The organism is Stenotrophomonas daejeonensis, from assembly GCF_001431505.1.
Taxonomy (GTDB): domain Bacteria; phylum Pseudomonadota; class Gammaproteobacteria; order Xanthomonadales; family Xanthomonadaceae; genus Stenotrophomonas; species Stenotrophomonas daejeonensis.
On sequence record NZ_LDJP01000070.1, the window covers coordinates 56,952 to 67,469 of the forward strand.

A 10,518-nucleotide genomic window follows, 5' to 3' on the forward strand; every position below is an offset into this window, starting at 1 on the left:
TCAGTGTTTTCCTGTGCAGCGGCAAGAAGGGGAGTCGGCCTTGCCGGGAACCGGATCGAAGCCGCCGGGGTGGAGCGGGTGGCAGCGCCCCAGCCGGCGCAGCGTGAGCCAGCAGCCGCGCAGCGGACCGTGCACGGCGATGGCGTCCATCGAATATTCGGAACAGCTGGGGACAAAGCGGCAGCGCTGCCCGAGCAGGGGGCTGATGAAGCGCTTGTAGAAGCGCAGCAGGGCGATGAGGAGGCGGCCAATCACCCACGCATCATATGCCAGCTGGCATTGCCCAAGGATTTGTCGCACGATGCCGGGCAGGCCGGAGGGCGCACGTCGCGCTTTCCACCGCCTGCCGGGCGTGCTGGCTGCGCCCGGTCACGTTCCGAGCTGCGCGAAACGGTCCGGTGGCGTCAGAGGGCCGTTTCGGCGCGGATTGGGCATCCGTTAACGTCGGGGCGGCCGCGCGGTTGCCGCTGCTGGCCGGGTAGGCTATAAAAGCCCGCTTTCCCGGGCCCCGGGGGAACAAGGAAGAGCGTTTCGTGGCTGCTAAAAAACCTGCAAAAAAGGCCGTCAAGGTCGCCAAGAAAACCGCCAAGCCTGCCGTGAAGAAGGCGGCACCCAAGCCGGTGGCGAAGAAACCGGTCGCCAAGGCGGCCAAGCCCGCGGCGAAGAAGGCACCCGCCAAGAAGGCGGCGGCCGTCAAGTCGCCGGCGAAAAAAACCGCGCCCGTGAAGAAGGCCGTGGCCAAGAAAGTGGCTGCCGCCAAGGCACCGGTGAAGAAGGTGGCCAAGGCCGCCGCCAAGCCGGCCAAGGCAGTGGCCAAGGTCGCCAAACCTGCCGCCAACAAGCCCGCAGCCAGGAAGGCCGCGGAGAAGGTGCCCGCCCGCAAGGTCGCCGCTCCCGCCAGCAAGCCCGTTGCCAAGTCCGTACCGAAACCGGCCACCAAGCCGGTGTCGGCCAAGCCTGTCCCGGCCCCCGCCGCCAAGAAGACCCCCGCTCCGGCTCCCGCGCCGGCGGTGGCGAAGCCGGCGGCCAAGGCCCCGCAATCCAAGAATCCCGTGCCTGTTTCGAAATCCCCCGCAAAAACCGCCGTCAAACCTGTCAAGCCTGCTGCTCCCGTTGCCGTCCGCCCGGTCGGCAAGGTCGCCGTCGCCGTCACCGCACGCTCGACCGCCCCGGCGCCGCGCAGCAAGCACAAGGTGGTGGAGTACAAGACCGACGAGGCCACCGGCCGGCCGATCCTGCCGCCCGGCTACAAGCCCTCGGCGGACGAGGAATACATGAGCCCGCTGCAGCAGGAGTATTTCCGCCAGCGCCTGCAGGGCTGGCGCGCCGACCTGGTCGAGGAGTCCAAGCAGACCATCGAGAACCTGCGCGAGGAAGTGCGCGACATCGGCGACGAGGCCGAGCGCGCCACCCGCGAAACCGAGAACTCGCTGGAACTGCGCACCCGCGACCGCTACCGCAAGCTGATCGGCAAGATCGACAGCACGCTCAAGCGCCTGGAAGCCGGCGACTACGGCTACTGCGTGGACACCGGCGAGGAAATCGGCCTGGACCGCCTGGAAGCCCGCCTCACCGCCGAGCGCACCATCGATGCGCAGGAGCGCTGGGAGCACATGCAGAAGCAGCAGGGCGACTGAGCCGCCATAGTCCGGCCTTCCGCACTGGCCCCGCGCTTTGCGCGGGGCTTTTTTGTCGGCGCTTGCGGCGTAGGTCGGGGCTACGTCCCCGACGCTTCACACATGAAGCCATCGGGGACGTAGCCCCGACCTATATCCTTCCGTTTCGAGGGCAGGCCGAGATTTCGAGGAAAACCTCAGCTCCTACCGGTTCCCCATGAATGCGGGGCCGGCTCAAGGCTGCGCCGTCAATCTTCACGCATCATGCTGGCCGGGAGAGCCCCGTGCATGCCGGTTGCAGCCAAAATCTGGCCCAAGGGCGGAATGCGTTCGCATGCCACCTCCGATATCCCGGCGCGTGGTCGCGGTGGCGCGCCTGTCGGGAGGCAGTGCTACGGCGAAGCGGTTGCCGGCAGCGGGAACTCCACCATCGCCGGCACGCTCAGCAGCACCTTGGAACGGTACTGCCCGTTGTAGACATCTTCTTCCTTGACCACGACGCGGCGCTGCTTGTCGATCCAGAACCGCTGGTAGTTGCCGCTGCCTTCCATGCCGCTCTCGGTTTCGACCAGCCAGCAGTCGTAACGCGTGCCGCCATCGCCGCCGACGAGGGTGCGTTCGCCGATGACCGTGTAGTCGACGTCCATCGGTGCCGGCATGCCCACGTCGAATAGGTGGACGCGCAGGGTGCCACCTCGCTCGTATGGCAGCAGCGGCAGCAGGGCGAGGTCGGAATGCCAGTTGAACCACCAGCCGTCCTTCATCGTCGCGAAACCGCTATCCATTGCCATGCGACGTTCGGCAGGAAGCTCGCCCTCTATCGTCCCTCGGCCATCGGCGGGCACCACCGTGGTCGTGAACGAGCCGGTCGGACGGTTCCAGGTGGAGGTCTGCGCCAATGTCGCCAGATCACCGGCGGCGTGCACGGTGCGTGCCGTGTGGGTGATGCCGGCTTCATTCTCCCATGTCTGCTCAATCACCCAGGCATCCGCGCCATCGATGCGCTTGCGGGTGATCTTCGAGGTGGCCAGCGTCGCATGGCTGATGCCGGAGCCGGCCGGACCGTGGTTGTAGACCAAGTAGGTCGCGGTGCCGGGCTGCAGGCGGTCGATGTGCAGGTCGGCGGCGGTGACTGCCGCAAGGGCGAGGCCGAGGGCGAGGAGCATGGGATTTCCAGATGGGACGTCGCCGCATTCGATCGCGCTGCTCCGATCCGGGCGAGTGCCTACGGGCAGGGTGTCGATGGTCATGACGCCCCGGGGCTGGCCTGCCCGCTGCCGCGTGGACGTCGGGAAGGCGTTGCGCATGACGCTGCCGCCGCGCCATGTGGGGCGTGCGGTTCTCAGGGCCGGCTTGAGCTTGAACCCTGCTTCAAGGCCAGGGTGCGGTTGCCCGCGCAGACGCCCGGCCTAGACTGGCGCCTCCCCTCCGTGCCGTTCACCGTGAAGTCCATGCCCCAGCGTTTGCCTTACCGACTCGGTTGCCCGTCATGGAACGAGCCGGCCTGGCGGGGCGGTTTCTATCCGGCCGGCATGCGCCCGGCCGACAGCCTCGGCCACTACGTGCGCACGTTCAACGCGGTGGAGGGCAACACCACCTTCTACGCCCGTCCGGCGCCGGCCACCGTGCAGCGCTGGGCCGCGACGATGCCGGCCGATTTCCGCTTCTGCGCCAAGCTGCCGCGCGACATCAGCCACGAGGGCGACCCGCGCGAGCAACTGGACGCCACCCATGCCTTTCTCCAACTACTGGCACCGTTGACCGGCCGGGTCGCGCCGTTGTGGCTGCAGCTGCCGGCCGGTTTCGGCCCGGCGCGGCTGCAGGAACTGGCCGCGTGGCTGGATCACTTCGGCGGGCGCGAACTGGCGGTGGAGGTGCGCCACCCGGCCTTCTTCGCCCGAGGTGACGAGGAACGTGCGCTCAATTGCCTGTTGCACGCGCGCGGTGTGGAGCGCATCTGCTTCGATGCGCGGGCGCTGTTCGCCTGCGCGGCGGACACCCCGGCGGTGCGGCATGCGCAATCGAAGAAGCCGCGCCTGCCGGTGCGCGCGGCCGCCTTCGGCCGCAGCCCGCAGGTGCGTTTCATCGGTGGCCCGGCGCTGGAGGCCAACCAGCCGTGGCTGCTGCCGTGGGTCGGGCAGGTCGCGGACTGGATCGAGCAGGGGCTGGTCCCGCACATGTTCCTGCATACGCCGGACAACCACCTCGCCGCCGCGCAGGCATTGCGCTTCCATGCCCTGCTGCGCGAACGCCTGCCGGGGTTGCCGGCATTGCAGGCGCCGGCAACGGTTGCGCCGCAGCCGGGCCTGTTCTGACGGTTATTGCAGGTCGCGCAGGTTCAGGCGGCGCAGCTGCGGCGCCTTCCATGCGGTGACGCCGGCCACGCCCAGCACCGCGCAGCCGCCGACCACCACCGCCGGTACCAGCCCCAGCAGCCGCGCCATGCTGCCGGCATAGAACGCGCCCAGCTCGTTGGACGAACTGATGAAGATGCCGTTGATCGACGACACCCGCCCGCGCATTTCGTCCGGCGTCGCCAGCTGCAGGATGGTCGAGCGCACCACCACCGACACGCCGTCGCAGGCGCCATAGAACAGCAGCACCGCCGCCGACAGCCAGAAGTGCTGCGACAGGCCGAAGCCGATCACGCACAGGCCGAAGCCGGCCACTGCGAACAGCAGCGTGCGCCCTGCGTTGCGGTGCAACGGGTGCCGCGCCAGCCACAGGCCGACGCAGACCGAGCCCAGCGCCGGTGCCGCGCGCAGGATGCCCAGCCCTTCCGGGCCGTAGTGCAGGATTTCGCGGATGAAGGCCGGCAGCATCGCCACCACGCCGCCGAGCAGTACCGAGAACATGTCCAGCGCCATCGCCCCGAGCATGATCTGGTTGCCCAGCACGAAACGCGCGCCTTCGGCGATGCTGGCGAAGATCGGCGCGCGGGTCGGCGGCGGTGGCGGTTCGTCCACCTTCAACAGGGCCAGCGCGGCCATCGCCAGCATCGCCATGCCCGTCGCCACGCCATAGGCCAGGCCCTTGCCGCCCCAGCCGACCAGCGCGCCGCCCAGCGCCGGGCCGATCACCATGCCGGCCTGGAACACCACGCTGCCGAAGCCGGCGCCGCTGGCGAACTGCTCGCGCGCCAATACCCGCGCGAACAGCGCGTTGTAGATCGGCGAGAGGAAGGCGCGGACCATGCCGGTCAGGGCGATGGCCAGGTAGATCGGCCACACGCCCTCGAACGGCAGGCCGCCCATCGCCACGGCCACCAGCACCGCGGCGGTGGCGACCAGGCCGAGGCAGGCGACCATGCCCAGCCTGCGCCGCGGCAGGTGGTCGACCAGGTAACCGGCGAACGGCGCCACGCAGAAGTAGGGCAGCACCTCGGCCAGGCCGATCAGGCCCAGCGAGAACGGATTGCGGGTGATCTCGTAGATGTGCCAGCCCACCGTGACCGCGACGATCTGGTAGGACAGCATCGCGGTGATGCGGTAGGTGAGCAGCGCGGCGAAGCCCGGCTGGCGCAGCAGCGCGCCGATGCCGTGCCGGGTGGTGGTGCTCACGCCTGCTGCGACCGCGCGGTGTCGCGGATGAAGGCCAGCATCGACGCCAACCCGTTGCTGCGGGTGGGCGAGAGGTGCTTGGCCAGGCCGATGGCGGCCACGTAGTCCGGCTCGGTGGCGAGGATCTCGGCGGCCGGGCGGCCGGAGTAGACGCGCAGGGCCAGGTAGATCAGCCCGGAGACGATGGCCGAGTCGCTGATGGCATGGAACACCAGCCGCCCGGCGCTGCCTTCCGGCACGATCCACACCAGCGATTGGCAGCCGTGCAGGCGGTGTTCCTCGACCTTCCATGCATCGGGGAACGCCGGCAGCTTGCGGCCGAGGTCGATCAGGTACTGGTAGCGCTCGGACCAGTCGCCGAAGAAGGAGAACTCCTCGGCGATGGCGGCCTGCGCTTCGGCGGCGGTGGGTTCGAGCGGGAAGGGGGAGTCGGTCATCTCGGTTCTGCATTGAGCCCCCCTCCCATCGGGAGAGGGGTTGGGGTGAGGGGCGAGCGAAGCCATTGACGGTTCAGATGCGTGGAGATTCAACCGGAGCTTCGTCCGGCACTTCGCGCCAAAGCTCAGCCACGCTTCCAGCGCACGCCCTGCGGGGTGTCTTCCAGCACGATGTTCTCGGCGGCCAGCTGGTCGCGGATGGCATCGGCACGGGCGAAGTCGCGGGCCTGCTTGGCGGCGATGCGCTCGTCGATCAATGCCTGGATGCGCACGTCGTCGCCGGCATCGGCGCCACGCCCGAACCACGCCGCCGGCGCCTGCTGCAGCAGGCCCAGCGCGAGGCCGGCGCCCAGCAGCTCGGCTTTCAGCCGCGCCTTGTCCGCCGCGTCCACCGCCTTGCGCGCGTCGCCGGCGATGCGCGCCAGCTCGGCCAGCGCCAGCGGCGTGTTGAGGTCGTCGTCCAGCGCGGCTTCCACCGCGGCCGGGATCAACGGCGCGGCCTCGACGTCGGCAAGGTCGCGCAGGGTGCCGTACAAGCGGTCCAGGGTGCGCACGCTCTGCTCGATCAGCGCGTCGGACCAGTCCAGCGGTTGCCGGTAGTGGGCCGACAGCAGCGCGTAACGCAGCGCCTCGGGCGGGTGCTTGCGCACGAGGTCGTGCACCCGCTCGATGTTGCCGACCGACTTGCTCATCTTGGCGCCGCCGAAGTTGAGCATGCCGTTGTGCAGCCAGAAGCGGGCGAAGGTGCGGCCGCCGTGGGCGCATTCGCTCTGCGCGATCTCGTTCTCGTGGTGCGGGAATTGCAGGTCCACGCCGCCGGCATGGATGTCGATGGTGTCGCCCAGGTGCGCGGCGGCCATCGCCGAGCACTCGATGTGCCAGCCGGGGCGGCCGCGGCCCCACGGCGACTCCCAGCCGGGCAGGTCGTCGGTGGAGGGCTTCCACAGCACGAAGTCGCCGGCGTCGCGCTTGTACGGTGCCACCTCGACGCGGGCGCCGGCCAGCATCTCCTCGGGGTCGCGCCGGGAGAGCCTGCCGTAGCCGTCGAAGCTGGATACCGCGAACAGCACGTGGCCCTGCGCGGCATAGGCATGGCCGCCGGCGACCAGCCCCTCGATCATGGCGATGATCTGCGGGATGTGCGCGGTGGCTTCCGGCTCGATGTCCGGTGGCGCCACGCCCAGCGCGGCCATGTCTTCGCGGTAGGCGGCGGCGAAGCGATCGGTGATGGCGGTGATCGGCACACCCTGCTCGCGCGCGGCGGCGTTGATCTTGTCGTCCACGTCGGTGATGTTGCGGGCGTAGCGCAGCGCGCCGTGGCGGCGCCGCAGCAGGTCGGCCAGCACCCCGAACACCACCGGGCCGCGGGCATTGCCGATGTGCACGTAGTTGTAGACGGTGGGGCCGCAGACATACATGGTCGGCGCGGCCGGGTCCAGCGGGACGAACGGCTCCAGCCGCCGCGTCAGGGTGTTGTACAGGTGCAGGGACATGGGGTTCCGGGGGAGGAGCAAGCCCGCCGATTCTAGCGGCCCGGGCCCGGCCGGGCACGCCCGGGCTGGGCAATGGCGCTGCGGATGGGTAATGTTCAGCCCCTCACGGACGGGGCTGCCTACACTATGCCGGGTCTGTCCGTTGCCCATGAATCCACCGAAGTCGATGAAGCACGCTCCGTTGTTGCCCTCAGCCCTGTGCCTGCTGGCCGCTGCCAGCGGCTCCGCCGTGGCGCAGAGCGAGGAGCCGCGCAACCGCGTGGCGATCGTGGAGAACGTGCGCCACGACTACGCGCAGGTGCTCAACGTCGAGCCGGTGTTCCAGACCCTGCGCGCCACCCGCACCGAAGAGCATTGCGTGCCGGTGTCCACGCGCACGCTGGACCCGGTGCAGGTCACCGCCGAAGAGGAGAAGGGCGGGTTCCGCCGCTTCTGGGATTCGGTGAAGGGGGTCTTCGGCCGCCGCCACGACGACGATGACGAGGCCGCGATGACCTTGGCGCGCGGCGGCGGCAACACCCCGATGCTCACCCCCGAATGCCGCATCGTCGAGGTCGGCCGCGAGTTCCGCCGGCCCATCGCCTATGACGTGGACTACGTCTACAAGGGCATCAAGTTCCGCTCGCGGCTGCCGGAAGACCCGGGCAACCGCCTGAAGCTGCGGGTGTCGATCACCCCCGAGCTGGGCGACGATTCCGAGCCCGTGGCCGGCAACCCGTGATGTTGCACTGCACCGCTTGCGTGCCGCCGGGGTGCGTGCGACCATGCCCCGCGATGAAGGCGAACAGCTTCCAGCACGAATCCAGCGCCGCCCGGCAGGCCACCGGCATGACCTCGCGCGCGCGTCGACCGGAACCCCACATCCTCGCTGGGTAACCGGAGCTTCGTGCTGTCTGTTCGGAAAACCCAGCCCTGGCTGGGTTTTTTCGTTTTCGTTCCACAGAAAGTTTCAACCGCAATGAAGTTGCGCATCGTGCGCACCCGCCGGCAACGGCGGTCCCCCACGCAGCAAAGGATGGATCGATGTCCGTGAAGCACTTCTTGAACACTCAGGACTGGAGCCGCGCCGAGCTCGACGCGCTGCTGACCCAGGCGGCGCTGTTCAAGCGCAACAAGCTGGGCGACGAGTTGAAGGGCAAGTCGATCGCGCTGGTGTTCTTCAACCCGTCGATGCGCACCCGCACCAGCTTCGAGCTGGGCGCGTTCCAGCTGGGCGGCCACGCCATCGTGCTGCAGCCGGGCAAGGACGCCTGGCCGATCGAGTTCGAGCTGGGCACGGTGATGGACGGCGACACCGAGGAGCACATCGCCGAGGTGGCGAAGGTGCTGGGCCGCTACGTCGACCTGATCGGCGTGCGCGCGTTCCCGAAGTTCGTGGACTGGGCTTACGACCGTGAAGACGTGGTGCTCAAGGCATTCGCCAAGTATTCGCCGGTGCCGGTGATCAACATGGAAACCATCACCCATCCCTGCCAGGAGCTGGCGCATGCGCTGGCCCTGCAGGAGCACTTCGGCACCTCCGACCTGCGCGACAAGAAGTACGTGTTGACCTGGACCTACCACCCCAAGCCGCTGAACACCGCGGTGGCGAACTCGGCGCTGACCATTGCCACGCGTATGGGCATGGACGTGACCCTGCTGTGCCCGACCGAGCAATACCTCCTCGACGAACGCTACATGGGCTGGGCCGCGCAGAACGTCGCCGAGAGCGGCGGCTCGCTGACCGTCAGCCATGACATCGAGAGCGCCTATGCCGGCGCCGACGTGGTCTATGCCAAGAGCTGGGGCGCGCTGCCGTACTTCGGCAACTGGGCGCCGGAAAAGCCGATCCGCGACCAGTACAAGCACTTCATCGTCGACGAAGCCAAGATGGCGCTGACCAACAATGGCGTGTTCTCGCACTGCCTGCCGCTGCGCCGCAACGTCAAGGCGACCGACGCGGTGATGGATTCGCCCAACTGCATCGCCATCGACGAGGCCGAGAACCGCCTGCATGTGCAGAAGGCGATCATGGCCGCTTTGATCCAGTAACGAGTGCCGGGGAACGAGGAACGAGTAAAAACTCGCAGCCCTTGCTCCCACTCGTTTCTCGTTCCTCTCCACTCGTTCCTGACAACATCCCCACGGAAACATTCACCATGACGACCCCCAACGAATCCCGCGACATCGTGCTGGCCTTCTCCGGCGGCCTGGACACCAGTTTCTGCGTGCCCTACCTGCAGGAGCGTGGCTGGAACGTGCACACCGTGTTCGCCGACACCGGCGGCGTCGATGCCGAGGAGCGCGAGACCATCGAGAAGCGCGCCGCCGAACTGGGCGTGAGCAGCCATGTCACCGTCGATGGCGGCCCGGCGATCTGGGAAGGCTTCGTCAAGCCGTTCGTGTGGGCCGGCGAGGGCTACCAGGGCCAGTACCCGCTGCTGGTGTCCGACCGCTACCTGATCGTCGATGCCGCGCTCAAGCGCGCCACCGAGCTGGGCACCAACGCCATCGCCCACGGTTGCACCGGCATGGGCAACGACCAGGTGCGCTTCGACCTGGCGGTGAAGGCGCAGGGCGACTACCGCATCGTCGCGCCGATCCGCGAGATCCAGAAGGAGCACACCCAGACCCGCGCCTACGAGCAGGCGTATCTGGAAGAACGCGGCTTCGGCGTGCGCGCCAAGCAGAAGGCCTACACCATCAACGAGAACCTGCTGGGCGTGACCATGTCCGGCGGCGAGATCGACAAGTGGGAAGCCCCGGGCGAGGGCGCGCGCGGCTGGTGCGCGCCGCGCAGCGCGTGGCCGGCGGAAGTGCTGATTGTCACCCTGAAGTTCGTCGAAGGCGAGGCGGTCGAACTGGATGGCAAGGCGCTGCCGGGCGAGCAGATCCTGGCAAAGCTCAACAAGCTGTTCGCCCCGTATGGCGTCGGCCGTGGCGTCTATACCGGCGACACCGTGATCGGCCTGAAGGGCCGCATCGTCTATGAATCGCCGGGCCTGACCGCGCTGCTGGCCGGCCACCGCGCGCTGGAGGAGGCGGTGCTGACCAAGCAGCAGAACCGCTTCAAGCCGGACGTGGCGCGCAAGTGGGTGGAGCTGGTCTACGAAGGCTTCTACCACGACCCGCTGAAGACCGACCTGGAGGCGTTCCTGAAGTCCTCGCAGGGCAAGGTCAATGGCGAGGTGGTGCTGGAAACCCGCGGCGCGCGCGTCGATGCGGTGGCGGTGAAGTCCCCGCACATCCTCAACGCCAAGGGCGCGACCTATGCGCAGTCGGCGGATTGGGGCGTGGAGGAGGCCGAGGGCTTCATCAAGTTGTTCGGCATGAGCAGCACGCTGTATGCGCAGGTGAATCGCTGAGGCTTTCAAAGCCCCTCTCCCTGCGGGGTGAGAGGGGCAGCTTGCGAACCACCGGTTCGCTGCCCCTC

The 10,518-nt window shown here is 68.4% G+C and carries 10 protein-coding genes; 5 read left to right on the forward strand and 5 right to left on the reverse strand.

Translation table 11 applies throughout. From position 1 onward, the window contains the following. Complete coding sequence (gene yidD / locus ABB34_RS11925) at window positions 1-273, reverse strand: membrane protein insertion efficiency factor YidD (RefSeq protein ID WP_152979606.1); 273 nt, start codon at window positions 271-273, stop codon at window positions 1-3. 260 nt (window positions 274-533) lie between these two features. Here yidD and dksA point away from each other — a divergent pair, with 260 nt between their 5' ends. Continuing rightward, on the forward strand, window positions 534-1,637 hold the full coding sequence (gene dksA, locus ABB34_RS11930; RefSeq protein ID WP_057641554.1) for an RNA polymerase-binding protein DksA: 1,104 nt from the start codon (window positions 534-536) through the stop codon (window positions 1,635-1,637). Window positions 1,638-2,008: 371 nt separating this feature from the next. Here dksA and ABB34_RS11935 read toward each other — a convergent pair whose 3' ends face one another. Continuing rightward, the gene (locus ABB34_RS11935; protein ID WP_057641555.1) at window positions 2,009-2,782 is read right to left on the reverse strand and encodes a DUF3108 domain-containing protein; all 774 of its coding nucleotides are present in this window, start codon (window positions 2,780-2,782) and stop codon (window positions 2,009-2,011) included. Window positions 2,783-3,067: 285 nt separating this feature from the next. Here ABB34_RS11935 and ABB34_RS11940 point away from each other — a divergent pair, with 285 nt between their 5' ends. Further along, window positions 3,068-3,931, forward strand: coding sequence for a DUF72 domain-containing protein (locus ABB34_RS11940; protein ID WP_057641556.1), 864 nt, complete (start codon window positions 3,068-3,070; stop codon window positions 3,929-3,931). 3 nt (window positions 3,932-3,934) lie between these two features. Here the strand turns inward: ABB34_RS11940 and ABB34_RS11945 are convergent, their stop codons facing one another. The 3 genes from ABB34_RS11945 to cysS form a co-directional block, all read right to left on the reverse strand. Next, a complete protein-coding gene (locus tag ABB34_RS11945) occupies window positions 3,935-5,176 on the reverse strand; it encodes an MFS transporter (protein ID WP_057641557.1) in 1,242 nt (413 codons plus the stop codon). Beyond that, complete coding sequence (locus ABB34_RS11950) at window positions 5,173-5,613, reverse strand: SufE family protein (protein WP_057641558.1); 441 nt, start codon at window positions 5,611-5,613, stop codon at window positions 5,173-5,175. Before ABB34_RS11950 ends, ABB34_RS11945 begins: the two co-directional genes overlap by 4 nt. A 125-nt stretch (window positions 5,614-5,738) precedes the next feature. Continuing rightward, on the reverse strand, window positions 5,739-7,106 hold the full coding sequence (gene cysS, locus ABB34_RS11955; RefSeq protein WP_057641559.1) for a cysteine--tRNA ligase: 1,368 nt from the start codon (window positions 7,104-7,106) through the stop codon (window positions 5,739-5,741). A 166-nt stretch (window positions 7,107-7,272) separates the two neighbouring features. Here cysS and ABB34_RS11960 point away from each other — a divergent pair, with 166 nt between their 5' ends. The 3 genes from ABB34_RS11960 (at window position 7,273) to ABB34_RS11970 (ending at window position 10,450) form a co-directional block, all read left to right on the forward strand. After that, complete coding sequence (locus tag ABB34_RS11960) at window positions 7,273-7,827, forward strand: hypothetical protein (protein ID WP_057641560.1); 555 nt, start codon at window positions 7,273-7,275, stop codon at window positions 7,825-7,827. A 302-nt stretch (window positions 7,828-8,129) separates the two neighbouring features. Next, window positions 8,130-9,137, forward strand: a complete 1,008-nt coding sequence (locus tag ABB34_RS11965) for an N-acetylornithine carbamoyltransferase (protein WP_057641561.1) — start codon at window positions 8,130-8,132, stop codon at window positions 9,135-9,137. Window positions 9,138-9,244: 107 nt separating this feature from the next. Next, window positions 9,245-10,450 (forward strand): argininosuccinate synthase, encoded by a 1,206-nt coding sequence (locus tag ABB34_RS11970; RefSeq protein WP_057641562.1) that lies wholly within the window; start codon window positions 9,245-9,247, stop codon window positions 10,448-10,450. Window positions 10,451-10,518 lie beyond the last annotated feature (68 nt).